16 protein-coding genes are annotated in these 25,884 nt (G+C 70.6%); 8 read left to right on the top strand and 8 right to left on the bottom strand.

The annotated features are described in order from the left end of the window. Positions 1–13 precede the first annotated feature (13 nt). Both E8A74_RS14885 and E8A74_RS14880 read left to right on the top strand, forming a co-directional pair. Positions 14–1,729: a serine/threonine-protein kinase gene (locus E8A74_RS14885; protein ID WP_170229136.1), complete on the top strand. Its 1,716-nt coding sequence runs from the start codon at positions 14–16 to the stop codon at positions 1,727–1,729. Next, positions 1,729–2,799, top strand: coding sequence for a PEGA domain-containing protein (locus tag E8A74_RS14880; RefSeq protein ID WP_136929659.1), 1,071 nt, complete (start codon positions 1,729–1,731; stop codon positions 2,797–2,799). Before E8A74_RS14885 ends, E8A74_RS14880 begins: the two co-directional genes overlap by 1 nt. 138 nt (positions 2,800–2,937) lie before the next feature. Here E8A74_RS14880 and E8A74_RS14875 read toward each other — a convergent pair whose 3' ends face one another. The 3 genes from E8A74_RS14875 to E8A74_RS14865 all read right to left on the bottom strand — a co-directional run bounded on the left by E8A74_RS14875 (position 2,938) and on the right by E8A74_RS14865 (position 8,811). Beyond that, complete coding sequence (locus E8A74_RS14875; protein ID WP_136929658.1) at positions 2,938–4,698, bottom strand: ABC transporter substrate-binding protein; 1,761 nt, start codon at positions 4,696–4,698, stop codon at positions 2,938–2,940. Between the two features lie 92 nt (positions 4,699–4,790). Next, entirely contained in the window at positions 4,791–7,331 is a 2,541-nt protein-coding gene (locus E8A74_RS55500) for a dynamin family protein (protein ID WP_136929657.1), read from the bottom strand. A gap of 31 nt (positions 7,332–7,362) precedes the next feature. Next, complete coding sequence (locus E8A74_RS14865; RefSeq protein ID WP_136929656.1) at positions 7,363–8,811, bottom strand: hypothetical protein; 1,449 nt, start codon at positions 8,809–8,811, stop codon at positions 7,363–7,365. Positions 8,812–8,912: 101 nt separating this feature from the next. Here E8A74_RS14865 and E8A74_RS14860 point away from each other — a divergent pair, with 101 nt between their 5' ends. Next, positions 8,913–11,270: a PQQ-binding-like beta-propeller repeat protein gene (locus E8A74_RS14860; RefSeq protein WP_136929655.1), complete on the top strand. Its 2,358-nt coding sequence runs from the start codon at positions 8,913–8,915 to the stop codon at positions 11,268–11,270. 809 nt (positions 11,271–12,079) lie between these two features. Here E8A74_RS14860 and E8A74_RS14855 read toward each other — a convergent pair. Together E8A74_RS14855 and E8A74_RS14850 are read right to left on the bottom strand one after the other, a co-directional pair. Next, positions 12,080–12,541, bottom strand: coding sequence for a septal ring lytic transglycosylase RlpA family protein (locus tag E8A74_RS14855; RefSeq protein ID WP_136929654.1), 462 nt, complete (start codon positions 12,539–12,541; stop codon positions 12,080–12,082). 86 nt (positions 12,542–12,627) lie between these two features. Then, positions 12,628–13,146, bottom strand: a complete 519-nt coding sequence (locus E8A74_RS14850; RefSeq protein WP_232379558.1) for a hypothetical protein — start codon at positions 13,144–13,146, stop codon at positions 12,628–12,630. A gap of 120 nt (positions 13,147–13,266) precedes the next feature. On the opposite strand from E8A74_RS14850, the gene E8A74_RS14845 reads away from it, so the two are divergent. Beyond that, positions 13,267–14,148 carry a hypothetical protein gene (locus E8A74_RS14845; protein WP_136929653.1) on the top strand — a complete coding sequence of 294 codons (882 nt, stop codon included), beginning with the start codon at positions 13,267–13,269 and terminating at the stop codon, positions 14,146–14,148. A gap of 28 nt (positions 14,149–14,176) precedes the next feature. Then, entirely contained in the window at positions 14,177–16,657 is a 2,481-nt protein-coding gene (locus E8A74_RS14840) for a serine/threonine-protein kinase (protein WP_136929652.1), read from the top strand. A 385-nt stretch (positions 16,658–17,042) separates the two neighbouring features. Here the strand turns inward: E8A74_RS14840 and E8A74_RS14835 are convergent, their stop codons facing one another. Beyond that, complete coding sequence (locus E8A74_RS14835; RefSeq protein WP_136929651.1) at positions 17,043–17,825, bottom strand: sigma factor-like helix-turn-helix DNA-binding protein; 783 nt, start codon at positions 17,823–17,825, stop codon at positions 17,043–17,045. Between the two features lie 209 nt (positions 17,826–18,034). Further along, a complete protein-coding gene (locus E8A74_RS14830; RefSeq protein WP_136929650.1) occupies positions 18,035–18,559 on the bottom strand; it encodes a MerR family transcriptional regulator in 525 nt (174 codons plus the stop codon). A gap of 283 nt (positions 18,560–18,842) precedes the next feature. Here E8A74_RS14830 and E8A74_RS14825 point away from each other — a divergent pair, with 283 nt between their 5' ends. Genes E8A74_RS14825 through E8A74_RS14815 form a run of 3 tightly spaced genes read left to right on the top strand, consistent with a single transcriptional unit; the run spans position 18,843 to position 23,328 of the window. Continuing rightward, positions 18,843–19,694 (top strand): alpha/beta fold hydrolase, encoded by an 852-nt coding sequence (locus E8A74_RS14825; RefSeq protein ID WP_136929649.1) that lies wholly within the window; start codon positions 18,843–18,845, stop codon positions 19,692–19,694. Continuing rightward, on the top strand, positions 19,691–22,303 hold the full coding sequence (locus tag E8A74_RS14820) for an ABC transporter substrate-binding protein (protein ID WP_232379557.1): 2,613 nt from the start codon (positions 19,691–19,693) through the stop codon (positions 22,301–22,303). Before E8A74_RS14825 ends, E8A74_RS14820 begins: the two co-directional genes overlap by 4 nt. After that, a complete protein-coding gene (locus tag E8A74_RS14815) occupies positions 22,300–23,328 on the top strand; it encodes an ABC transporter permease (RefSeq protein WP_136929765.1) in 1,029 nt (342 codons plus the stop codon). Before E8A74_RS14820 ends, E8A74_RS14815 begins: the two co-directional genes overlap by 4 nt. On the opposite strand, the gene E8A74_RS14810 is transcribed toward E8A74_RS14815, so the two are convergent. Next, complete coding sequence (locus tag E8A74_RS14810; RefSeq protein WP_136929648.1) at positions 23,329–25,881, bottom strand: response regulator; 2,553 nt, start codon at positions 25,879–25,881, stop codon at positions 23,329–23,331. Positions 25,882–25,884: the final 3 nt, after the last annotated feature.

Genomic DNA, 25,884 nt, shown 5'->3' with positions numbered 1-25,884 from the left:
GTGAATGTCGACCATGGAGGGGTCCAGCGTCACGAAGGGGCCCGAGGCCAATACCCTCGGCAAATACAGGCTCATCGCCGAGCTCGGTCATGGCGGCATGGCCGAGGTCTATCTGGCCGTCGTGCAGGGACCTGCAGGGTTCAACAAGCTCTGCGTGATCAAGCAGATCCGCCCGCAGCTCGCGACGGATCCCGAGTTCCTCGGCATGTTCCTCGACGAGGCCCGGCTCGCGGCGCGCCTCTCGCACCCGAACGTCGTGCAGACGAACGAGGTCGGTCAGGAGGGCGAGCGGTACTTCATCGCGATGGAGTACCTCGAAGGGCAGCCGCTGAACCGCATCCTGCACCGGATCGGCCGCGACGGCGGGCTCACGCTCCCGATGCACCTGCGCATCATCGTCGACATGCTCTCGGGCCTGCACCACGCGCACGAGCTCACGGATTTCGACGGCACGCCGCTCAACGTCGTGCATCGCGACGTCACGCCGCACAACGTGTTCGTCACGTACGACGGCCAGGTGAAGGTCGTCGACTTCGGCATCGCGAAGGCGATGAACTCGTCGGCCGAGACGCGCCTCGGCGTGGTGAAGGGCAAAGTCGCGTACATGGCGCCCGAGCAAGCGCGCGGTGAGCGCGTCGACCGGCGCGCGGACATCTTCTCCGCGGGCGTGATGTTGTGGGAGGCCGCGACGGGCCGGCGCCTCTGGAAGGGCATCCCGGATCTGACGGTCCTGCACCGCCTCATCAACGGCGACATCCCCTCGCCTCGCTCGGTGGATCCCGACGTCCCCGAGGGCCTCGAGAAGATCGTCATGAAGGCGCTCGCGCTGCGCCGCGAGGATCGGTATGCGACCTCGACGGACCTCGCGACCGCGCTCGAAGAGCTCCTGGATCAGATGGGCGACAAGTCCTCGCTGCGCGAGGTCGGCAAGCTCGTCGCGAAGCACTTCGAAGAGAACCGCTCGAAGATCAAGCAGATCGTCGAGACGCAGCTCAAGGCCGCGAAGTCGATGGCGACGACGGAGTTCCAGTCGATCGGCCTGCCGCACCTCGACGGCACGTCGGCGTCGGGCCCGATGTCCGTCGATCGGACGGGCGCGCGCGAGGCGATGTCGAGCCAGGATCTCTCGTCGCCCGGCACGCGCCGCACGAACGGCGTCTCGTCGCCGACGTCGCTCACGGCCTCTGCCGCCGCTGCGACGAGCACGGGCTCGCAGGCCGCCGCGGGGCCGAAGCGTGGGGGCCTGCTCGGCGCCGTCGCGCTCATCGCGATCGCCGCGGCCGGCGTGGGCGTCTTCGTCATGACGCGCCAGCCGCCGCCCGCGCCGCCGTCGCCAGCGACGGCCACGCCCGTCGTGGGCGACATCGAGGTGACGATCACGGTCACGCCGCCGAACGCGAAGATCTTCCTCGACGGCAAGGAGCTCGCGACGAACCCCTACGTCGGCAAGTTCCCTCGCGAGGACAAGACGCATATCATCAAGGCGGAGGCCGCAGGTTTCACCACGCGCAGCCGCGACGTGACCTTCGACAAGGACCGCACGATCGAGATGGTCCTCGAGCAGCAGGCCGCGGCGCCCTTGGCCACGCCGCCGCCCACGGACACCTCGAAGGAAAAGACCAAGGTCATCTTCGTCCCGCAGCCGACCACGACCGCCGAGGATCCGATGAAGACCGGCGGCACCAAGAAGACGAACCGCACCGTCGACCCGAACAACCCGTATCAGTGATGAAGACATCCCGACGTATCGCCCTCGCGGTCGCCCTCTCGCTCCCCGTCGTCCCCCTCGCCGTCTCGGCCCAGCAGCCCGCGGGCGGGGCCCCGGCCGCCGCCCCCACACCGCAAGCCGAACCCACGAAAGAAGCCAAGGAAGAAGCGTCGCGGCGCTTCAAGCGTGGCATCGAGCTCTTCGGCGAAGGCGACTACCGCGCCGCGCTCATCGAGTTCCGGCGCGCGTACGAGCTCGCTCCGAATTACAACGTCCTCTACAACATCGGGAACGTCTACTTCCAGCTCCAGGACTACGCGAACGCGCTCGTCTCGTTCGAGAAGTACCTGGCCGAGGGCGGCGCCACGATCGACCCGAAGCGCCGCGCCGACGTGGAAAAAGACATCGAGAAGCTGCGCACCCGCGTCGCGCGCGTGGAGATCGTGACGAGCGTCCCGGACGCGGACGTGACGATCGACGACGTGCTCGTCGGCAAGTCGCCCTTCACGAAGCCGCTGCTCGTGAACCCGGGCCGCCATCGCATCGTGGCGACGAAAGAAGGTCGCACGAGCGCCTCGAAGACCATCGAGGTGGCGAGCTTCGACTCGGAGAAGGTGACGCTCGATCTGCCCGAGCTCGCGCCGAAGCCGCTCGAGACGGGGACCGTGCCCACGACGCTACCGACGGCGCCCACGGCGACGGCGACGACGACGAGCACCGCGCCCGTGACCCCGCCTCCCCCGCCCCCGAAGTCGATCCCGTGGGCCGGATGGGGCGTGACGGGTGCGCTCGCGGTCGGCGCGATCGCCACGGGCGCGCTCGCGCTCTCGAAGAGCGGCGAGCTCGCGGATCTGCGCAAGCCCGACTCGGGCGCGACGAAAACGCAGCTCGACGACGCTTCGAGCTCCACCGCGACCCTCGCGCTCGTCAGCGACATCTTCACGGGCGCCGCGGTCGTGGCGGGCGCTGTGACGCTCTACTTCACGGTCCGTGATCCCGGGCCTGCGAAGGAGCAGCCCAAGACGGGGCTGATCAAGAGCATGGACGTCGGCGTTTCGCCGACGGGCTTCACGTTGAAGGGCAGCTTCTAGCTCCCTCCCCCGCCCGTGAACGAAGGCCGCGGCGCCGAAAGGCACCGCGGCCTTTTTCGTGTCCGCACCTTTGCGCGTGCATTCGAAACGAAAACGCCGCCCCGAAGGACGGCGTTTTGTTCCTTTCAGCGCGCCGCTTTACTTGCAGGCGTCGGTGAACGTGCCCTTGAGCATCTGCGACTCCGCTTCGTAGTACTGGCCGGAGAGCTGCTCCTTGGTCTTGCCGGTTCCGTCGTCGGACAGGCAGAACACCTGGACGTTCGCTGCGGGATCATTCGTCTCGGGATCGAAGTCGAGCGGGCCGAAAGCGCCGTTGTAATCGATCGACTTGTATTCCCCCGACATGAGCTTCTTCATCGTATCGCTGAGCTTGCCCGGCCCGGAGTTGATCTCGCCGACCATGGCAGGATCCGCGTTCGACATCTTCGTCATCCCCTCGGCGAGTTTCTGGCCCGTGATGACACCGTCGGCGATCGTCGACGCGCTGTAGAACAGCAAGTAGGCGGCGTCGTACGCGCTCGCCGCGCCGAGGATCGAGGGGTCGCCGTTCTCGGTCCCGAACGTCGTCCCGTACAGATTCACGAAGAGCTGGTAGTTCTGGTCGGTGTTCTGCGGGCCGGGCACGACGCCCGTCGTGCGCTTGCGCCAGTCGGCTTTTGCCGCCGCGTCCGCCCCGACGTCGATGGCACCTGCGAGCGCGCCGGTGTTGTAGTTCGAGTCGGAGAAGACGTACCGCGGCTTGTACCCGAGCGCGCTGTTCCACCCGATCTCGATGGGGCCGTACAGCGACGACACCGCCTCGCCCGTTCCGAACATCAGGACGATGTGCGAGCCGTGGTTCTTCACCGCTTCGATCGTCTCGGGGTACTTGGTCGTCCCGTCGGGATCGCCGTAGTCGACGAGGAGGAAGTTCTCGCCGTTGTTGAGCGCGGTCTTGCCGTTGAAGGTCAGCGTCGCCTCGAGGGCGGATCGGAGGCCCCGGCCGTAGGCGTCGCCCTTGTGGACGAGCGCGAGCTTGATCGGCTCGTCGGTGAGCCCAAGCTCCTCGCGGATCCGCTTCTCGAGCTGCGGCACGTACTGCAGGATCGCGTTTGCCTGGAAGATGTCCGAAGGGACCGTGCGCCACAGGAGCCCGGCCGTCGCGCCGGGCGGCGTGTCGTCGACGCCCGTCAACGCGATGCCCGTGGCGGACGCGCTGATGAGCAGCACGCGTGCGTCGAGCGTCGCCTGGTTGGCCGTCTCGAGCGCGACGCCGCTGAACGCGCCGCCGATGATGGCCTGGACGCCGAGGTTGTCGATGAGGTGCCTGGCCGCCTTGACGCTCACGGTGGCCTCGCCCGCGTCGGTGCAGCCGATCATCACGACGGGGCGCGGGGACCCTCCCCCGACCGAAGGCAGGCCGCCCACGTTCCCCTTCATGTCCCGGATCGCGAGCCGGATGCTGTTCTCCATCGACACGCCGATCTCACCGTCGAAGCCCGTCGCCGTGGTCGGATGGATCGAGCCGATCAGGAAGGCGTTTTCGGCCGTCGGATCCCCCTCGATGACCTGACACTCGGGGGACTTCAGCGGTTTGCACACGCCGGACGCCGCGCCGGGCGCCTTGCGGCAGAACTGCTCCGCGCCGGCCGCGCTGCATTCGCTCGTGTTTGCGCAGATCACGTCGCCGCCGCCGACGCAGACGCCTTCCTCGCACTTCATGCCGTTCGGGCAATCCGTGTTCACAGCGCACTGCTTCGTGCTCGTGTCGACGATGACGGAGCAGGAGGGCGTGATCGCGACGAGACCGAGCGCGAGCGCGAGCGCGCCGAAGAGGCCCCGCCGATACGAATTTCGCTTCTGCACGTCACCGCTCCCGCCAAAGGACAAATCCATGATCTTGCCTCGATCCTGCAACATTCTACGAGTGAGATGATACCCGCGTGAAGGCGCGCGGGGAGCACGAAATGCGCGGTCCGTGGGCCTCGGATCGTTTTTCCGGGCCGGGCCGCTCACGTCTTTGCAGAGAGCGCGCGCTCCACCATCGCCGCGCGTTGCTCGAGGAGCGCGAACGGCGCCGCGGGCAGGCCCACCTCCGCCGCGGCCACGAGCGCCGCCGCGAAGGCCACGATCGCAGCTTCGATCACGCGCCCGAGCGGCCGATCGACACGCTCGGCAGGCGTCTCCAGCGCGGCCACCGCGCCCATGAGCGCGGCGCGCACGGAGGCCGCGGCCGCGGGCGGCGTCGCGACGCCGGCATGCTGCGCGATCTCCTGCACCAAAGGCTCCGTGAGCCTGGAAACGAAGCGCTCTTCGACATAGGCCTCGAGTCCAGGATCGGTGCGTTTTCGCTCGTCCGTGAGGTCGCCGAGCGGGCGCAGATCGGTCGCGAGCATGCGCCGCGCCGGCTCGAGGGCCTTCTCGATCGATGCCACGAGGTTGCGTCGCTCGTGGCGGAGCTTGGCCGCGGACGCGAGCAGCGCCTCGTTCATCGCGCGTGCCTCCTCGATCTTCGCGCGATCCTCCGCGGCGCGCGTCGACGCGACGGACGCGAGCTCCCGCGCGAAACGCAGCGCCCTCCGGCGCAGGGCCCGCTCGCGCAGCTCCGCCGAGCGATCGACGATCCGCTCGGCGAAGAGCGCCTCGACGCCCGCCCACCCCGACGCTTCGAGCGCGTCCGCGTCGCCGAGCTTGCCCTTCAAGGACAGCCGCGCCGAGAACGCGAGCGGCGGCGCGTAGGAGCCGATCCCCGTCTCCTCCAGGCTCGTCTGCACGTGCACGAGCACGCGCGCGAGCTCCTCGGGCGCGAGGCGATCGGCCTTGTTGACGAGGATCTGCACGGGCACGCCGAGGCCTTTGATCTCGGAGAGCACGCGCCGCTCGCTCTCCTTCATCGGCCCGCTCGCGTCGAGCAGCCACACGGCGACGTGCGCCTCGTCGAAGGCCTGCCGCGCCGCGGCGATGTGATCGGGATCGGGCGCGTTGAAGCCCGGCGTGTCGAGGATCTCCACGCGCTTGAGCCGCTCGATCGGCGCATAGATGAAGACCCGCTCGACCCGCTCGCCGCTCGCCGCGAGGCTCTTCAAGGCGGCCTTCAAGCCGACGTGCGGCACGACGCGATCGGGCGCGCCGCGCACGACGATCCGCGCGAAGGGATCCGGCGCCCACGCGACCCAGTGCATCGTCGCGGTCGTCGGCAAGACGCCCGTCGGCGCCACGTCCTCGCCGAGCAGCGCGTTCAGGAACGTGCTCTTGCCCGCGTTGAACTCGCCCACCACGGCCACACGCAGCGGACGCGCGCGCTCGACGGCAATCGCCTCGACGCCCGTGACGACGTCGAGCCGCTCGAGCGCGCGCGCAGAGCGGCCGAGCTCGTCGAGCAGATCGGGCCACGCGGCGATGCCCTCGTCGGGGACCCAGCTCCGGATGATCCCGCTCGCGATCTCGGCCGACCACGCCGCGGCCTCGCCCGAGACACGTTCGAGCTTGGCGAGCGCGGCGCGAGGACGCCCCTCGGCCGCGAGCACGGCGCCCTCGCGCAGCGTGCGCAGGTCCTCGGGCAGGCGGCCCGGATCCCGCGCGGCGAGCGCATGCAGTGCGTCGAGATCCCGCGTCTCGGTGGCGAGCCGGAGCAGCGCAGCCGCGGCGCCCGCATGCCCAGCGGACAGGCCCCGCGAGAGCGCGGCGCGCGCGTCGGCGCGGCGGCCCTCCGCGAACGCAAACGCCGCGGCCCACGCAGGCTCCTCCATGAGGCCCGCGGCCGTCACCACGCGGCGCGCGCGATCGACGAGCAAGGCGTCGCGGCAGCCCGCGATGAGCGCGGAGAGCAGCTCCGCGGAGCCCGGCGCGTCGAGGATGCAAGCGCGCAGGCCGAGGTCGAGCGCGGGCGACCACTGTCCCTGCGCAAACGCGAGACGCGCGCGGACGAGCGCGCCGCGACCGTCGATCCGCTCGGGATCCACGGCGGGCGCATACCGCGCGGCCGCGGCCACGTCGCCGAGCGCGAGCGCGCACTCGGCCCGCCGCAACGCGACCTCGCGATCGGGCGCCGCAGGCAGCTCGTTCCCGCTCGTCGCGACGACCACGAGCGACGCGCCGATGCGATCGAGCCAGCGACCGGCCCGCGCCGGATCTCCGGCCCAGAGATCACGATCACACAGGTCGAGGAGCGCGAGCCGCGCGGCGTCACGCACCTCGGGCGCGTCGGCCGCGCGCTCGAGCGCCTCGGCCGCGCGCACGTCGCCCATGCGCGCCCGCGCCTGACCGAGCCGCAGCCACACGTCGGCGCGCCAGGGGACGAGCGTGGCGAGCTCGTCGAGCGCCTCGGCCGCCTCGTGATCGAGCCCCGCATCCTCGGCGGCGTCCGCCCACAACGCGAGCCCGAGCGGCGAGCCGGGCACGCTCGCGAGGATGGTCCGGGCGAGGTCACGCGCTTCGAGCGGGCGGTCCCGCGCGAGCGCGTGTTCTGCAGCGCGGCGCTCATTTTCGAGGCCACGCGCCAGGATTTCGACCCGTCCGAAGAAGTTCGACAGGCTTTCGACGAGCCGCGCCATGGCTGCATCAAAGGCCGGCCGCGGCTTCGGATCAAGGGGCTTCGCCCGTGACGTCCCCCGCCGCGTCGGTCCGTCGCCGCAGCACCAGGTAGGGCAAGCCGGGCACGCGGCTCTCCGCGGTCACCACGAAGCTCGCCGCCATGTCCGGAAAACGCGCGATCCGCGCCTCGACGCCGCGATCGAAGATCGAAGCCGTCCACGGCGTCTCGACACGCGCGCCCGGCGCGAGCAGGAGGACGAGCGTATCCACGCCGCGCGCGTCGAGCATCGCCGGCGCGATCCGCTTCGTCGTGTGTCCGCCCGGCAAGGCGGCGATCGCCGGATCCGTGAGCCCCGCGAGATCCACGATGCTCGCCTCGGTCGCCGCGCCGACCCAGCCTGCATCGAGCGAAGCCACGACGCGGGCGCCTTCGAGCACAGGGCCGAGCTCACGCACGAGCGCGGTCCGAGCCGCGCCGACACGCGCGGCCACGGGGCCGATCTTGATCATGACGAAGAGCTCGCCCGCGAGCGCGAGCGCGACACGCGCCGCCGTCACGCGCGCGTCCGCGACGGAGCCGAGGTGCGCAGCCGCGAGGATCACCACGGGGAGCACGGGGACGACGAGGCGCGAGAGCGGCATCCAGTCGCCGCCCGCGACCGCGACCGCGGCGAAGTGAACGGCGACGGCGAGCACGAGGCCGCGCACGAACGAAGTCGATCGAAGGAGCGCGCGCGGCGCGACGAGCGCGAGCGGACCCGTGAGCAAGAAACACGCGAGCGCGTACTTCGCGCCGAGCCAGGGATCCGAGGGCTTCGCGAGCACCGCGAGCGGCGTCGGACGACCGAACACGGCGAGGCGAATCGCGACGACGAAAAAAAAGGGCGCCGCCGCGAAGGCCACACGAAATCCCTCCGCGCGTCCGAGGCGCATCGGCTCCCCCGGCGGCGGCGTGATCGCGACGACGAGCACGAACGGCAAGAGCTCCGGCCGAAGCGCAGCCGCGAGCCCGAGCGGAACCACGCCCGCTCTCGGCCGCCCGATCGCGACGAGGCACACGCCGATCGACACGAGCGCCGTCGCGAAGCCCGTCTCGAGCCCCGCGACGCTCCACGCCGCGAGCGGCGCCGAGGCGGGCAACATCACGAGCGCAGCCCAGCGCGCGCGCGCCAAAGACGCACGATCGATCGTGACCGCCAGCATCGCCGCCGCCGCCGTCCATACGAGGAGCCCGAGGACCTTCGCCGCCGCGAGCGCATCGAGCGGTCCCCCCGCAGCGAAGGGCGCGAGCAGGTACGGAAACCCGAGCGGCGTGACGGCGTCTGTGATCGGCCCGTGGACGTTCCACCGGTAGCCGAGGCCACGCGCGATGTGGGTCGCGTAGCGCGCAGGGAGGAGCGCATCGTCGACGGTGAAGCCGAACAAGAAGAGCGCCGGCACGAGCGCGAGGGCCGCGCCGAGCGCGGAAATTCCGAGGGCGCGCGGCCCAAAAACCGGCACGGACGGGCTCCTAGCGAGACTCCATCGGTTTGTCCACTCCGCGACGATCGATGCACAAAACTTAGGAAGCGACAGAAGCCTCTTTAGCATTCGGCCCACGGATGACCGGCCTTACTCTCGTTGCCCGACGCCCCGAGATCCAGCCTGCCTCGACCCCCTCGGTCGACGGCCCGGCGCTGCGCGCGCTCTTCGACCTCGTGCTCGATCGAGCCCCCGACGCCACCGTCCTTCCCGAGCGTGACGCGACTACGCTCGTGATCGACCTCGCTTACACGGTCGCGGACCTCTGCGCTCTCCGGAGGCGTCGCGCCGCCATCCGCGTGAGCCTCGGCGGAGAGCCCTGGGAGCTCGGCCTCGAACGCGCCGGGCGAGACGTGCTCGTCTCGCTCGCGCAGACGAGCTCGAAGCCCGAAGTGGCGATCCACGAGCGACGCGTCGACGGCGACGCGCTCTCCACGCGGGTCCTCAACGCCCTCGACGCGCTCGCGCGCCCCTCGGAGCAGAGCGCCATCGCCTCGCTCGCGTCCCTCGACGGCGAAGGCCCGCGCTCCCAGCTCTACGGAGAAGCCGCGCGTATCGCCGCAGCACGCGAGCACCTCGCCGCGAGCGCGCCCTTCGGCGCAGGCGAGGACCTCGCCGAGCCCGCCGTCGTCGCCGTCGAGCCCACAGGAGACGTGCCGATCACGATCGCGGCCGACATCCTGATGCGCACGCCCGCGCCCTCGGCGGCAGCGGAGACAGCCGTGCAGCGCGCGGATCTCTTCGCGCTGCTCTTCCGCGGCAAGCTACGCGTCATCGTGGGCGAGCACGCGCGCGAGCTGCCCGACGTGTTCGTCTTCCTCTTCGCGGAGCAGCTCGTGGAGATCACGCTCGAAGCGCTCTCCGCGTGGGCGCTCGGCCGGCCCTACTACCGTCGCCTCACCATCGGCGGCGCCATCTGCGCGGTGCGCATCCAAGGCGAAGGCCACGCCTCGCTGACGATCGGCATGCCACGCCGCGGCTCCGACGAGCGGGGCCACGTATGGACGTTCCCCGCCGTCGACGTGGGCGCGCTCGTGCAAAGCGTCGTCGCCTTCGGCCGCGCCCTCGCGCGGAGCGTCGTGCGCCGCGACCGCGCGCAAGCGCAAAACCTCCGGCTCTCCGCCTTCCGCACGAAGGTGCGCGAGCTCGGCGAGCGCATGCGCGACCTCACGCGCGACGACTCGAAGATCAACGACGCGCCCGAAGGCTACCGCGCCTTCGCCGCGTCCCTCCGCCAGCCGCCGCAGCCCGCCGAAGACGAGACGCTCGCGTCGAGCCGTCTGCGCTACACGCCGCGCTGGTTCGCCGCGATCCCCTCGATCGATCTGCGCGCGACGTTCCTCTGCGGCGACGCGCTCGTCGTCGGCGCCACGCGCGAGCTGTCCTGCATCGACCGTCGCACGGGCGAGCTCGCCTGGACGCGCCCCGTGACACGCGCCGCGAGCGTGATGACGCCCCTCGGTCTCGCGCGCATGGAAGCCGAAGGCGCGCTCCACCTGCACGACCTGCAGACGGGTGATGTCCTCTGGACGACGAGCCTGACGCCGCGCGCCGGCGCGAGCACCTCGGGCGTCGTCGTGAGCACGCCCGGTCTGCCGCGCATGCTCGTGGTGAGCGAAGGCGCGCGCCACCTCGCCGCGATCGATCTCCACGGCGGCGAAGTGCGGTGGCGCTACGCGTCGCGAAGGAGCGGGATGTTCCGGCTACGTCGCGCCGGCAAGCTGCTCGTCGTCGCCTCCGGCGAGTCCGCGCTCGTCGCCCTCGACGTGCTCACAGGCGAGGTCGTCTGGCGATTCTGCGACCGTCGTCGTTTCGCCTCCCACGTGACCGTCGATCACGACGCCCTCTTCGCCGTGAGCGGCGACGGCGCCTTCGTCGATCGAGGCAGCGCACGTCTCCACCACATCGATCCCTGGTCCGGCGCCGCACGCTGGAGCATCGATCTGCCCGCCGACACACGCCCCCTCGGCGCCCCCCTGCTCGCCCCCGACACCGTCGTCATCCAGACCCACGGCCGTCGCGGCACAGGCCTCGTCGGCTTCGACCGAGCCACAGGCGCCCCGCGCTTCGACATCGTCGCCTGCGCCTCCACCGCCTCCTGTCTCGTCGTCGACGGCACCGTCATCCTCAACAGCGAAGGAGGCGAGCTCGTCGCCATCGACGCAAAAGACGGAGCAACCCGTTACCGTCACGTCTTCGGCGGCGCCGAAGGCGACAGGCCCCGCAGGCTCGAACCCATGCTCCGCTCGGGCGCCCTCTTCGTCCCCCAAAGCGAGCTCTTCGTCGTCCGCCCCCAAGACGGAAAGCTCCTCGGACGCGTCCCCGCCGACCTCGTCCCCGACCTCTTCCGCGTCGACGAACGTTGCGACGTCTACGTCGTCGAAGAAAGCGGTCACATCGCCGCCTTCTCCACCGGCCCACGTCTCCGGCTCGTGTAAGCAGAGGCTTGCACGGGAGCGTCGCGCTGGGGCGTTGCCCCAGGCCCCAGGAGGGGGCTGTCCGCCCCCTCCACCCCGGACCAGCGAGGCGCTGGACCCAGGACGATGAACTGCGCGATGCGCAGTTCATCGAGCGGGCGTGGACAAGGCGGGGGACGGGTCTGCCAGCCAAGGCCGCGGCGCGGACGAGGTTCGGGGGGGGGGCGACGAGGGGAGCGACGCGCTCGTCCTCGATCGGCGCCCCACCGAGCCGTTGTTGTTGGGCATGTCGACAGACGACATCGATCGTCGTCCTCGTCTGTTCTGCGCCACGACAAGCCACAGCTCCACCACAGGGCATCGGTCACGAAGCCGGACAAGGCTCGTCGGCGCAGGCGGGCAAGTGTCTCGCCGCCGAACATGTGGCGACGCGTGTTCCCGGGGGAAGGTCGCAGCCGACGACGAGGTGCGCAGGCGGCCGACAATCCTTGTCGAGCAGCCGAACACGCGCTGTCGGCTGGCCACGGACCTTGTCGCGGAGGACCACAAGCCAGCGCCGAAGCCAACGTCAGAGGGACAGGCCGCGCCCCCCCGCAATCGCCTACCGGCGACACCTGTCGCGCGGCCGAACAAACACCGTCAACGCCTGAGCGCACCTGTCCGCCAACACATGGATCGCCGCGCGCCGCGACCTTCCCTTGCCCGTTCGATGAACTGCGCATCGCGCAGTTCATCGACCCTGGGTCCAGCCCCTGGCTGGTCCGGGTCCAGGGGTGGACAACCCCTGGTCGGGGTCCGGGGTGAAACCCCGGCTCCGCGCCGTGCCTGTGTCAGCGACGCTTCTTCTTCGCGGACTTCTTCGGCGGCATCGACACGACGCGTAGCACCACGTCGGCGACGCCCATCCGTACGATGCCCAGGGCTTCGGCGGCGCGGCGTGACAGATCGATGATCCGCCCTCGGACGTGGGGGCCTCGATCGTTGATCCGTACCTCGATCGATCGACCTTCGCGCTCGACCCGTACGATCGTGCCGAAGGGCAGCGTCTTGTGGGCGGCTGTCATCTCGGTTGGCTCGTACGGCTCTCCGCTTGCGGTGGGCCGACCCTTCAGCTTGTCCGAGTAATAACTCGCTCCGCCGCGCTCGACCTCCCCTGCCCCCGATGCGCCTGCGGACGTGGCTTCCGGCGTGACGGCGCCTCGCCCTGCGGCTTCTGCGCTGCCGCCGCAACCTGTGGACAGGCTGAGGACCGTCGCGAGAACGAGCACGGAAGAGGGGCGTCGAACCAGCATGATCGGGAGGCGCGCCGAGAGCGCGGCCTAGGTCCCGTCTATCCCGACATGCTGGGGGCTCCAAGCAAATTGGACGGCGGGGAGGCCTACGTGGGGGCCGTCGCCGGGGGGTGCTCACGTTGGCCGGGAGCCTGCGCGCCTGCCTCTTCCACGGCGGTGGCGGTGACGCTCGGCGTCGGGCGTTGCTTCGCGCCGGCCTTGGATCGCACGAACCGCGCGAGCTCCACGAAGGGCACGCGCGTCGGACAGATCTCTTCTTTTTGCGCGAGCACTTCCATCGGCACGTGCGCGAGAGAACGCGCGGCGGCGTCGTAGTCCGGCATGCTGCGTGACGACGAGAGCACGATCGTCATCAGACCGGGGTACTCGCCGCCGGAGGCTGCGATGCGATCTGCCTCGCCCACGTCGCAACGCCCGCACGCGATGCATCGCGAAAAACTCGCGATGCGCTCGCGTTCTGCGGCGTCGAGCGCCGGCAGACCGTCGGCGTCGTAGTTCTCGTGGAACAGCGGGAGGCCTGTCTTCCGCCCGAACAGCCTCCCGACGAGGACCTTGAGCAGCGACCAGGCAAGCACCACGAGAGCGAGCGCGCGACCGGAGAGCACGTTCTCCCTATAGCAACGTGCGCGCCTCGGGGCAGGCGTGGTTTCGACGACGACACGAACGAGCTGCCCGGGCCTTTGGATCCAAGCATCGCCCGAGACGTGGTAAGACCCCGGCAGGAGATGCGCTTCTTTCGCGACTGCTTCGCCACGTTCGCCTCGACCTGCGTTGCCGCGCGACCTTTCGTGTTCGCGCTCCTCGTCGCCCTGGCCACCTCGGCCTGCAGCGGCACCGGCGACGGCGGCACGGGGGATCCGCCCAGCAAACCTGCCGCCGATCCTTGTGGCGGAGGCGACCGACTGCCCGACGTCGTCGGAGAGCCGACCTGGGTCGATCCCACCCAGGCGATGAGCAAATCGTGCAGCTACCCGCCCGACCGACCGGTCAACCTCTCGGGCCTGCGGATCGTCGCCATCGATCGCTACGACGAGACCGGCAACGGCGCGTCGGGCAACTACTACGTACAAGACGGCTGCGCTGATCCCATCGGCCCCTACGCGGGCATGACGGTCTACGCGCCTTCGTTCAGCCCGCCGGATTTGCGCCTCGCCGTGGGGGACGTCGTCGACGTGCTCGGCAACCTCATGGAGTTCGCCGGCCCCACGAGTGGCCCGTTCCCGCAGTGCCGCACCTTGCCGGAGATCGGCGGCACGATGACCTTCCGCTTCGAGCTCGGGTCAGCGCTCCCTGCGAAGACGATCCCGACCACCGACCTCAAGACGTACGAGGGCGCGCGCCAGTATCTCGGCATGCTCGTGCGCATCGAGAACGTCGCGATCGCGGACAAGGCCTACGAGAGCAGCGGCCGCTACTCCGCGCCGATCGACGTCGGCGGCGGCATCAGCCAGATCGACGTGCCCAGCATCTCGAACGAGCTCTTCGACCTCAAGAACGAGGGCCCGCTCCTCGCCGAGGGCGTGAAGTTCAAGTCCGTCACCGGCGTCGTCACCTACTTCTACGGCTTCAAGCTCGCGCCTCGCTCCGCGGCCGACTTCGAGCTCTGACCAGCGAGCTCCGCGCCTCGCACCGGCCATGATGACGACGCCCGAGACCCCGCCCGAGCCCCTCCCGCGGCGGCCTCCGTCGCGCACGTTCGTACACATCGCCGCGCTCGCCGCGCCTCTCGTGCTCGCCTCGTGCAGCGGCGCGAATACATCCTCCACGCGGGGCGGCCCTTCCGTGCTCGCCACGCCCGGGAGCACGCCGATCGCGGGGATCGAGGTCCACGCCCTCGACGAGCGCCCGCGCCTCACGCTCGTGAACCGCGACGGGGATCCTGCGCCCGCCATCGCCGTCGCGTTCGCCACCGATCCGGGCCCGGCCACGGCGGCCGCGCTGTCGGCGCTCGTCGAAGCACGCCTCGCGGCCGCGGGGTTCGAGACGCGCGTGCGCGCCGATCGCACCGGCTTCCGCGTGGAGTGGCTCGTCGACAACCCGACGCGCGTCGCGCCCTTCCTTGCTGCGCTCGTCCGCGCGATGCGGGATCCCGTCGTCGCGAAGGGCCCCGAGTCGCCCCTCGTCACGCGCCGCCTCGCGGCCTTGCGAAAGACGCCGCTCGACGCGCCCGAGCTCGCGGCGATCGCAGCATGCACCGGTCGCCTCGGCCTCTCGCCGAGCGAGTCCATGCCCGATCCCACGTCGCCCACGTTCGCCGGCGAGCTCGAAGGACAACGCCGCGAAGGTCTGCACGCCGGCCGCGCCGCGATCGCCGCCGTCGGCCCCGCGTCGTTCGGCGCGCTCGTCGCGAAGGCGCTCGAAGCGAGCGAAGGATGGCCCGTCGGCGAGCCCGCCGCCGATCCCTTCCCGACCGCGGACACCGTCACGAGTTACGTCGCGCCGCCGCAGAGCGCGCCGCGTGGCCAGGTCACGCTCGCCGTTCGGCTCGGCGATGCCCTCGGCGCGGTCGCCATCGCCGAGCGCCTCGCGGCCCCCGGATCACCGCTGCATGCGCGGCTCGGCAGCCTGCCCGAAGCCTTCCACGCCGTGGAGGTCGTCGGCGTCGCGCGCGCGCGCGGCGGCTGCGTGAGCGTGACGATCGAGCCCGACACGCGCCTCGACGCCGCGGCGCTCGAGCGCGCCGCCGCCCGCGCGGCCACCATCACGCGTCACGAGATCCGCCTCGAAAGCGCAGCCCCGACGAGCGCCTCCGTCGCGATGCGCCAGATCCTCTCCGCAGCCGACCCGCGCGACGCCGCATCCCGCGCCGCCTGGTGGGATCTCACGACGCCCGTCCCCGCCGCGCCGCCACGCGTCGCCGTCGCCCTCGCCTTGCCGCCGCGCGCCACGCCGACGCCGGGTTCGTCCGGGCGCGCGTTCGCCGCCGAGCTCGAAAGCGCGTGGGCCAAAGCGAGCGAGCCCGTCGTCGAGCGTCGCACCGCCGTCGAGCGTGGCCAAGGGGAGGTCTGGGCCCTCGTCGCGAGCCCTTGCGGCGTCATCGACGAAGGCGCCACCGACGCAGGCATGACGGCCCTCGCGATGCTCGCCGCATCGGCCACGCGGGATCCGAACGCGGGCGTCGCGCTCGAACCGTGGATCGGACCCGACGGCATGGGCCTCGTCGCGCATGCCGCGCCGCGTGACGAACACGAGACGTCCGTCGAGCTTGCGCGACGTGTCGGCGACGCAGCCGCGCGCGCCTTGTCGCCAACCGCGCTCACGCCGATCGCGCTCACCGAAGCGCGCACCTCGGCCCTCGCGCACCTCGAGCGCACGACCGGCCGCGGCGGCGTCGCCTTCGAAGCGCTCGCCTCCGCGCTCGTGCCCGAGCATCCTTCATGGCTCGATCCGCTCGGCATCTACACGCGCGTCTCCGGCGCAGGCCTCGAAGGCACGCGCCTCCACCTGCGCACGCTCCTCGAAGGGCCGCTCCGTCTCGCCGTCCTCGCAAACGCAGACGCCGCGCAAGCCACGGAGCTCGCACAAGCCGTCGATCGATGGCTCGTCCCGCGCTCACCTGCACGCGCATGCCCAACGCCAACACGCGGCGCATCTCGCACGGGCCCACTCACCGCGCGCCTCGCGCGGGACGCCGGCCTCGCACAAGCGCTCATCGCAGCACCCATGCCAGCCGTAGGCGCCCCCGGTCACGACCTCGCGCTCTTCGTCGCACTCGCGCTCGACGGCGAAGGGGGTCTCCTCGAAGCCACACTCCCGCCCTCGGGCGGCGTCCGCGCCACCACGCGCATCGTCGGCACGAGCCAAGCCGCCGCGCTCGTCGTCGACGTCCGCGCGCCGTCGGATCTGCTCACATCCGCAGTGACCGACATCCGCGCGCTCCTCGGCCGGCTCTCGCGCGGAGGCCTCAGCGCACCGGAGTTCAGCCGCGCAGCAGCACTCGCGTCGCGACGCGACACCGAGTCACGCGCCGACCCGCGCCGCCGCCTCATTCATCTCTGGTCCGGCCGCAGCCAAGCGCCCCGCGAGACACCCACACCCCAGGCGCTCACCACGTTCCTCGCAACGTCGCTCGCCGAAAGCACGCTCCTCGTCGTCGAGGCACACCCGGATCCCTGACCGCTCTCGTCGCGGAGGCCGTTGCGCCGGGGCGCTGCCCCGGACCCCGCGGGGGCTGTCCGCCCCTCGACCCGGACCAGGCACGGCCTGGACCGAGGGTGGAAGAACTGCGCAGTGCGCAGTTCTTCCAACGGGCCGGTGGCAAGACCATGGGGGTGTCTTGATGGGCGACGTGCACGTTGCTGGTTGAACCCGCAGCGCTGCCGCCTTGGTTGGCAGGATCGTGGAGGGTCTTGACCCTGGCTGTTCGATGAACTGCGCGGAGCGCAGTTCATCGACCCCGGTCCAGGCCGTGCCGGGTCCGGGTCCAGGGGTGGACAACCCCTGGTCGGGGTCCGGGGTGAAACCCCGGCGCGACGCTGCGAGATCCCCTGAGGGGGATCTCTCAGAACAGATCGTCCGACTCTTCGAGGAGCTGCGGCTCCTCTGCGTCCGCCTTTGCCTCGGCGTCTGCCTCGGCGTCGGCATCATCGATATCGTCGTCGTCCTCGTCGTCCTCGTCGCGCTCTTCCTCGTCGATGTCCTCGTCGTCGGTCTGCGCGAGGACGGGCAGACGGCGCTTGCCGACGGGGCCCTCGTCGACGTAGTCGCGCAGCCCCATCATGTCGCGCAGCGCTTGCAGCTTTGCGAGCGCCTTTACCTCGACCTGGCGGATGCGCTCGCGCGTCAGGTTCATGATTGCGCCCACGTCTTCTAGCGTCGTCCCGCCGCGATCGGCCACGTCGAGTGCGCAGCTCTCGCTCATTTCCCAGGCTTCGAGGTCTGGGAAGTTCAGCTTGATCGCGCCCGTCCTCGCTGACACGTCGAGGAAGAGGTGGTGCTTGCACGACACGTACGGGCACGGCCGCGGACCGTCGACGCACTCGGCGCGTGTGCGGGGCTTCCAGTAGTCCATCTCGGGATAGAGCATCCGCCCGATCTCGAGCTCCCGCTTGGTCATGCGCTTGACGCTGATCGTGCGGGCGCGGACTTCGCGCTTTCGACGCGAGCGCCTTTGCTCGCGTGTGATTGCGGTCGCGGATGTTGCGGGGGCTGCCTTTCGGGCGAGCGCGCCCTCGACGAGGTTCTCGTCGCCGGTCTCCCTCGTCTGCGCGTCGTTCATACCGCCGTCCATGTCTCCCTCGAGCTCACTGAAACCGCCGAGCTCGCCATCACCCATCGTTGCCATGCGCTGCCTCCCGCTGGTCCTTCCGTACTGCGCGCGCACGTCCCCCTGCCCGTTCGGAGACCGGTCCGGACGAGTGCAGGGGTCCTGCTCCCTGTCGATTACGTTTTCGTCTTCATCGATGGAGGACGGTCCAGCCGTCCTTCATCGACTTGAAATCAGCGCCGGGGCGTCACTCGCGACGCCGCCGGAAAAATCTTCTTTTTCGATCCTCAGGAGCCTGTTGCCGCTGCTCTTCGCGAGAGCCGGGCCTGTGCCATCAATCGCTCTTCGATCGCCGAGAGCTTGGTCACGAGGTCCTTGGCGAGCCTCTCCGCCATGGAGAGCTCCTGGTGAATGGCTCGGTCGCTCGTCTCGCTTCGTCGATCTTTGGCTGCGTCACGAAGCGCATCGAATACCTTGCCGATCGTCCGCTCGAGCTCCTCGATATCGCCCCGCACGAAGAGGAATTCCCGTTGGATTTCCTCGATCGTGTAGTCCTGCGCCATCATCTCCTTGATGCGCTGGATTTGCCTGACCACCGTCGCCGGGTAGAGCCCTTGTGAGCCCTGGTGCTTGCCCTTTTTGCCTACCCGGACGCTCCGGGGCAGGAGGCCGAGCTGTACGTATTTTCGAAGCGTGGCCTCACTGAATTTGATCTCGTGGACGGCGAAGATGTCGAGGATCTCGGCCGACGTGATGCCTTGTTCGTGTTCGCGTTCGAGACGATCGAGCGCGTCGTCCGAGATCCGCTGCAAGGTTTCCCCTCCGCCCCGATCGGGGCAGCTCCCAACGACGCGAGTGAATGTATTCCACTGAGTAGAATACAGTCAATCTAACGGCATGTGATTATTTCCGGATGCGCGAAGAGCCGGCGTGTTCCGCATTTTCCGAAACGCGCTAGGACATTTATGGTCCGCCCCGAGATCATTTTTTCTTGACGGTTTTGTGCATCTGAGGATCCCCCCCTCGCCCGTCAATTGGTGCATTTCCCTACACAGCCTGCCCCTTTCCGCACGACTGATAGGCTTGCCTCCTCCCATGGCCGACAAGAACCCCGACCCCCCCGCGCGGGTCTTGCGGGACGTCAACGCCCGCGGCGTCCGCATGCGTGTCCTCGAAGCGGGCTCGGGGCCCGCGCTCTTGCTCGTGCACGGCTTCCTCACGAGCCACCGCTCGTTCGACGAGATCATCGACGCGCTCGCTCCGCGCTTTCACGTCATCGCGCCCGATCTGCCCGGCTTCGGCGAGAGCGAGAAGCCGAGCCCGACGCGGTATCCGTACGGGATCGAGGCCTTCGCCGAGTCGATGGCCGATCTCATCGCGGCCTTCGGCGTCGGCCGCGCGTCCGTCATCGGCCACGCGATGGGCGCGGCCGTCGCGCTCACGCTCGCGGCCGAGCACCCCGAGCTCGTGACGCGCCTCGTCGTGGAAGACGCGCTCTGTTACCCGTTCCCGCTGAGCCTCCGCGGCCGCTTGCCGCTCCTGCCCGTGATCGGCGGCGCGATCTTCAAGCAGCTCTACGGGCGCAGGACGTTCCGCGCCTACTTCCGCGACGAGTTCTTCCGCCCCGGCGCGGCGCTGCCGCACGAGCGCATCGATCAGCACTACGACTTCTTCAACGGCCCCTCCGCGCGCGAAAGCGCGTACGCGGTGCTGCGCAGCATCCTCGACACGCGGCCGATCATCGCGCGCATCACGCGCATCACGACGCCTACGCTCGTCGTGTGGGGCCGCGACGATCGCATCTTCCCCGCCGCCTCCGCGCAACGCCTCGCCCGCGAGTTGCCCCAGGCCAAGCTCGCGATCCTCGACGCCGCGCACGCCCCGCACGAGGAGCGCCCGCGCGAGTTCGCCGATCTCGCCGCGCAATTCTTGGAGGGCAAACGGTGAACGTCCGCGAGGCCGCGCGGACCTTCGTCAAAAACCCCGCGCAACGTACGGGGATTTTCCTCGTGGTCGGCCTCGTCGGTTTTTCGTTCCTCGGCCCCCTCCTCCTCGCGCACGATCCCAACACGAGCGATTTCTCCCTCGCGCGCGACGCGCTCGGCGCGCCCCCCGGCCCCTCACGCGCGCACCTCCTCGGCACCGACGCCCTCTACCGCGACGTGCTCGCGCGCCTCGCCCACGGCGGGCGGCTCTCGCTCGGCATCGCGACCCTCGCCACGCTGATCGCCACGCTCGTCGGCACCGTCGTCGGCGTGACGGCCGGGTATGCCGCCGAGACGCGCGCCCGGGCGATCGACGTCGCGCTCATGCGGCTCGTCGACATCCTGCTCGCGCTCCCCTTCCTGCTCACCGTCACGGCGATCGGCGCGTTCGTCGGTCGAGCTGACACGCTCACCGTGCTCTGCGTGCTCGGCCTCTCGGGCTGGGGCGGCTTCGCGCGTGTCCTCCGCGCGAAGACGATGCAGATCCGCGCGCTCTCGTTCATCACGGCCGCACGCGCGCTCGGCGCCGGGCATGTGCGTATCGTCTTACGCCACGTCCTGCCGAACGCCGCGAGCGCCATCGCCGTGCTCGCCACCACGAGCATCGGGCAGATGATGCTCGCCGAGGCCGTGCTCGGGTACCTCTCGCTCGGCGTGCCGCCGCCCGAGGCCACGTGGGGCCGCATGCTGCACGAGGCCGAGCCCTTCGTCGGCACGCGCCTCGGCCTCGTCGCCGCCCCCGCGATCGCCATCCTCCTCTCCGTGCTCGCCTTCGGTCGTGTCGGCGAGGGACTACGCGACGCGTTGGATGCTCCGGCGGGACAAACTCCCCCGAAGGCGCGCTTGCAAGCCGATCTCCTGCTCGTCGCGGCCGCGCTCCTCCTCATCGCCGTCCTCCGCCCCGCGCCCGTCGCGCCGCCCATCGCCGCGCGCCCGCCCGATCGCTCGCCTATGCGCGGGGGCACGCTCCGCGTCGCGACCTTCGTCAACGTGCGCACGCTCGATCCCGCGCTCGCCTACGACGAGGCCGCGACGTCGCTCTCCGACCTCGTCTTCGCGCGCCTCGTGACCTTCGCCGAAGACGGCCGCATCGTCCCCGAGCTCGCGCGTGACCTCCAGGTCTCGGCCGACGGCCGCACGTACACGTTTTTCCTCCGCGACGGCGTCGTCTTCCACGACGGCGCGCGCTTCCGCGCCGCCGACGTCGCGCGCTCCCTCGAACGCACGCTCCACCCGCGCACGCCCTGCCCGGCCGCGAACCACTACGCGTCCATCCAGGGTTTTTCCGCCTTTCACGCGGGAAAAACGCCGCACCTCGAAGGCGTGCGCGCCACGGGGGATCTCACCGTGGAGATCACGCTCGAGCGCCCCGACCCGACGTTCCTCCCGCTCCTCACGCTCGCCTTCGCCGCGCCCGTCTGCCCGTCGTCCGGCGCGACCGTGGATGCCGCTCGCCCGCCGACGCCTTGCGGCGCCGGCCCTTTTCGCGTCGCGTCGTGGGAGCCCGAGGGGCCGATCCGGCTCGCGCGGCACGGGGCCTACTTCGTACCCGGCAAACCCTACCTCGACGCGATCGAGTGGCACACGAGCGAGCGGCCCACCTCGCAACGGTACAAGTTCGAACACGGCGCGCTCGACGCCACGCGTGACCTCGGCAGCCAGGACGCCGCCCTCTACCGCGCGAGCCCCGCGTGGTCGGGGCAGCACGCGTTCTCGCCTTCCCGCGCGACGAACGCGATCTTCATGAACACCGAGCTCCCGCCCTTCGACGTGCGCGCCGTGCGCCGCGCGGTGGCGCTCGCGATCGATCCGAGCGTGCTCGAAAAGGTCCGCGGCGAAGCGCGCGAGACCTCACGCGTGCTGCCCGAAGGCATCCCGGGCGCCGAAGGCATCCCGCAGATGCGCCGCCACGACCTCGCCGCGGCGCTCGAAGAAATGCGGCACGCCGGCTACGCCTTTGATCCGGCGACGGGCCGCGGCGGCTACCCGCATCCCATCGACTACCTCGCGCCCGCGGACACCTTCGAACAACAAGCGGCCGAGATCTTCGCGCAGCAGCTCGCGCGAATCGGTCTACGCATCCGGCTGCGGCTCACGAGTTACGCGACGTACCTCGCGGAGGCCTCGCGCAGGCGCACGACGCCGATGGGCTGGGCCGGATGGAAGGCCGACTTCCCCGACCCCGGGAACTTCTTCGAGCCCACGCTCTCGTCGCGCGCGATCAGCGAAGACCACTCGCAGAACTACGCCTTCTTCGCGCACGAGGAGCTCGACCGCGTGCTCGACGCCGCGTCGAGCGAGCGGGATCCCGAGGCGCGTCGCCGCCTCTTCTTGCGCGCCGAGGAGATCGTCCGCGACGAGGCCCCGTGGGCGCCGACGTATTCGCCGCGTGTCTTCGAGATCTGGCAACCCTACGTCCGCGGCTACACGCCGCACCCGGTCGTCCCGCAGCGCTTCCGCGACACGTGGATCGACACGATCGCCCTCGCCGAGACGCACACGAGCGCGTCGCTCGGCCCCGCGTCGCTCTTGCTCCCGTTCGGCGCGCGACGAGGTGCTCCGTGGCGATGAGCCTCGCGCGGATGGCGCGACGCGTCGGCTGGGCGATCGTCGTCGTCTACGGCGTGACGATGGTGTCGTTCGTCCTCGTGCACGTGCTCCCGGGCGATCCAGTGCGGATGCTCGTCGGCCCGCAGGCCTCGGCCGCCGACGTCGCGCGCGCGCGCGAACTCTACGGACATGGAGGCCCGCTCCGCGTGCAGTACCTGCGCTTCATGCGAAGGCTCGTGCACACCGGCGCGGGCCCCACCGCCGAAGCACGAAAGGAGCCCGAGCACCGGAGCTGCGCGGCGATCGGTCCGGTGCACATCGACCTCGGGCACAGCTTTCATTACCGGCGGCCCGTCGTGGACCTCGTGGCCACGAAGCTCCCGAACTCCCTGGAGCTCGCGCTCGCCGCGCTCTTCGTGCAGCTCACCCTCGGCCTCGGCCTCGGCATCAGCACGGCCGCGCGCCGCGGCAGCCGCTGGGACGAGCTCGGCACAGGGCTCTCGCTCCTCGGCATCAGCGCGCCGACGTTCCTCACGGGGCTCGCGCTCCAGTACGTGCTCGCGCATCGCCTCGGCGTCCTCCCCTACGACGGACCCGGAAAAACCCCCGGTGAGCATCTCCTTTCGCTCGTGCTGCCGGCCCTCACGCTCGGCATCTACGGGAGCGCTCTCTACGCGCGGCTCGTCCGCGCCGAGCTCGGCACCGCGCTCACCGAAGACCACGTGCGCACCGCGATCGCCAAGGGCGCCTCGCGCGCGCGTGCCCTCGTCGTGCACGGCTTGCGCACGACGCTCGTCCCGATCACGACGCTCGCCGCGCTCGATCTCGGCGCGCTCGTGGGCGGCGCCGTCGTCACCGAGCGGCTCTTCCGATGGCCCGGCATGGGGCAGATGGCCGTCGAGTCGCTCTTGAACCGCGACGGGCCCGTCATCGTCGCGACGGTGCTCGTCGCGTCGACGGCCGTCGTGCTCTCGACCTTGCTCGTCGATCTGCTCGCGCCGCTCCTCGATCCGCGGATCGACCGCGCTCCGAAGAACGGCGCGTGATCACATGCCGGCGAGCGCGCGGCACTCGGCGCCGCGCGCCGACTCGGGGCCGGCGATCTCGGCACACTTGCGGAACGCAGACGCGCCGCCGCCCGCCGCGCCGAGCAGGTACCAAGCCTCCGCGCTGCCCGGCGACTGCTGCGTGTACTGCTTCGCGAGTTGCCGCGCCTTGCCCATGTTGCCGGACTCCATCGCCTTCTGGATCCGCACCGGCAGCGGGCCCGAGTCGTCGGCCGGCGCGGGCGCAGGCGCGGGCGCATCGCCGCCGCCCGCGGGCTTGCCCGTGGACGTCGGCTGCGAGGTCGGCGCGGACGACGGGGCCGCCGTGGGCTCGGCCGTCGGCGCGGCCGTGGGCTCCGTCGTCGGCGTGGTCGTCGGCGTCGGCTCAGGTGCAGGCGCTTGGGTCGTGGCCGCAGGCGCGACCACGTTCTGCGTGGGCGTCGGCGTCGGCGCCGGCGCCGCCTGCGTCGGCAGCGGCGCCGGGGTCGTGCCTTTCATCTCGGTTCGTCCGGACAACTGCTGCTTCACCACGCCGATCAGCACGAGCGCGGCGAGCACGGCGAGCACCCCGCCGACGATCTTCATCATGCGCGCCTGACGCGCGCGTTGCTCGGGCGACGGACCGATCGGGAGCACGTCGCTCGACGGCGGCGGCTCGCTGATGCGCGCCATCTCCGCGCTGGCCGCGTCCTCCAGCGGCTCGCCCGCTCCTTCCGCGTCCGGCTCCTCCGCGGGGAACGCCGCGCCCTCGTCGCTCGCGTTCGCCTCCGCCGGCGCTTCTTCCGCCGCGTCCGTCGCTTCCTCCGCGGCCGCTGCTTCCTCCGCGGCCGGCGCCTCTTCTTGCGTCGCCTCCGCGGCCTCGGCCGGCGCCTCTTCCTGCTGCGCCGCTTCCGCTTCCGCCGGCGCCGCAGCCGCCTCCGACGCTTGCTCCTCCGTCGGGGCCTCGGGCTCCGGCAGCGCCACGGCTTCACGCTCGGTGCGTTGCGTCGTCTCGGCTGCCTTCAGCGGCTCCGGCGCTTCTTCCGGGGTGGGCTCCGCGGCGGCATCGGTCGCCGCCGGCTCCGGTGACGACGCGGCGGGCGGCGGTGCGCCGGGCGCTCGACCCGACGCCGTCGTCGGCGGCGCGGTCTCCTCGCCTTCGTCCGCGGCGAGCCGATCCGGCACGCCGAGCGCTCCCTTTCCACCTGCACGACGCGTCTGCGGCGGCCGCTCTTCTTCGGCCGATCGCGTGCCCGCGGTCGCGCCGGGCGTCCCTTGCCGGATCGTCTCCGGCCCGCGCGGCGGATTCAGCCGACTCTCGGGCGCAGGCGAGATCCCGATGGATCGAATCGGGCTCGTCACGCCGCCCCACGCGCCTCGCCCCCGCGAGCTCACCGGCGCCGCCGACGAGAGCAACATCGACGACGCGGCCGGCACGACCGGATCCTCGAAGAGCAGATCTCCCGGCATCGGTGCGATCGGCTCGCCCGGAACGACCGCGCGTTGTGACGACGTCGCGCCGAGCAGCGAACGCGCCATCGCCGTCTGCGGCGCCGCCTCGTCGTGCCCGTGCTCGCCCACGACCGCGTCTTCCAGCGGCGCCGGCGGCTCCGAGGGTTCCATGCGCGGAACGAGCAACCCCTCGAAGTAAAGTTTCGAAATGGTCGACAGCGTCGAGAGATCCTCGAACGGCGACGCATCGACGACGGCCATCAGATCCCGACGACCATCGAACAACCGAAGAATCCCGTTCAGCTCGTCGGGGATCTCGTTCAACCGATCGACGAGCTCCTCGGCGTTCACCTCGAACACCGTGGTGAGCGACGGCAGCGCTTCGAGCAGGCGCCCCCACTCGTCGACGCGACGCATGCCTTCCATCAGGAGGCCCTGCGTCGAGGCACCGATCACGTCGACATTGTCGACCTTGCAGAACTCGACCTCGAACGACCCCTCGTTCCAGAGGAGCGCGCGGTAGACCGCCTCCTCGCCCATGAGCCGCCCGAGCGTCGCGTCGACGACCTTGCCTTCGCGAAAGTAGATGTGCGCGTCGTGCCGCTCGTAGCGGATGTGCACGATGCCGCTCTTGCGGCTGACCTCGAAGGTCTGCAGCAAGTCGACCACGCCCATGTCCGAGACCAGCCCCGCAAAACGCGTACGGCCGCCGGTCTGGTTCTGCTGCTTCGTGGCGATGCCCTCGCGCGTGCGCCGCGCGATGAGCAGGTTCACGCGCGCGATGAGCTCGCGGACGAAGATCGGCTTCGTCAGGTAGTCCTCGACGCCGAGCTCGAGGCCCCGGATCTTGTCCTCGATCGATTTCTGGCTCGTGAGGAAAACGACGGGGATCGACGCCCAATCGCGGTTCTCCTTCAGCCGCCGCACGAGCGCGTAGCCGTCCATGTTCGGCAAGCGCGTGTCGGTGAGGATCAGGTCCGGCGGCGAGAGCTCGATCTTCGAGAGGGCATCCGCTCCGTCTTGCGCCGTCGTGACGCTGAAACCGGCCTTTTTGAGGCTTACTTCGAGCACCCGCAGGCTGCGGGCGTCAGCGTCGACCAGGAGGAGCTGTTGTTTTGCCACGAG

Source organism: Polyangium fumosum, assembly GCF_005144585.1.
Taxonomy (GTDB): domain Bacteria; phylum Myxococcota_A; class Polyangia; order Polyangiales; family Polyangiaceae; genus Polyangium; species Polyangium fumosum.
The sequence above is the reverse complement of the archived record's forward strand: the minus strand, read 5'-3'. Positions and strand labels throughout refer to the sequence as shown.

Bases quoted from the DNA above. Each gene is read 5' to 3' on its own strand.
- E8A74_RS14885 (WP_170229136.1), top strand. From the start codon at position 14: ATGGAGGGGTCCAGCGTCACGAAGGGGCCCGAGGCCAATACCCTCGGC.
- E8A74_RS14880 (WP_136929659.1), top strand. From the start codon at position 1,729: ATGAAGACATCCCGACGTATCGCCCTCGCGGTCGCCCTCTCGCTCCCC.
- E8A74_RS14875 (WP_136929658.1), bottom strand. From the start codon at position 4,698: ATGTTGCAGGATCGAGGCAAGATCATGGATTTGTCCTTTGGCGGGAGC.
- E8A74_RS55500 (WP_136929657.1), bottom strand. From the start codon at position 7,331: ATGGCGCGGCTCGTCGAAAGCCTGTCGAACTTCTTCGGACGGGTCGAA.
- E8A74_RS14860 (WP_136929655.1), top strand. From the start codon at position 8,913: ATGACCGGCCTTACTCTCGTTGCCCGACGCCCCGAGATCCAGCCTGCC.
- E8A74_RS14855 (WP_136929654.1), bottom strand. From the start codon at position 12,541: ATGCTGGTTCGACGCCCCTCTTCCGTGCTCGTTCTCGCGACGGTCCTC.
- E8A74_RS14845 (WP_136929653.1), top strand. From the start codon at position 13,267: ATGCGCTTCTTTCGCGACTGCTTCGCCACGTTCGCCTCGACCTGCGTT.
- E8A74_RS14840 (WP_136929652.1), top strand. From the start codon at position 14,177: ATGATGACGACGCCCGAGACCCCGCCCGAGCCCCTCCCGCGGCGGCCT.
- E8A74_RS14835 (WP_136929651.1), bottom strand. From the start codon at position 17,825: ATGGCAACGATGGGTGATGGCGAGCTCGGCGGTTTCAGTGAGCTCGAG.
- E8A74_RS14825 (WP_136929649.1), top strand. From the start codon at position 18,843: ATGGCCGACAAGAACCCCGACCCCCCCGCGCGGGTCTTGCGGGACGTC.
- E8A74_RS14815 (WP_136929765.1), top strand. From the start codon at position 22,300: ATGAGCCTCGCGCGGATGGCGCGACGCGTCGGCTGGGCGATCGTCGTC.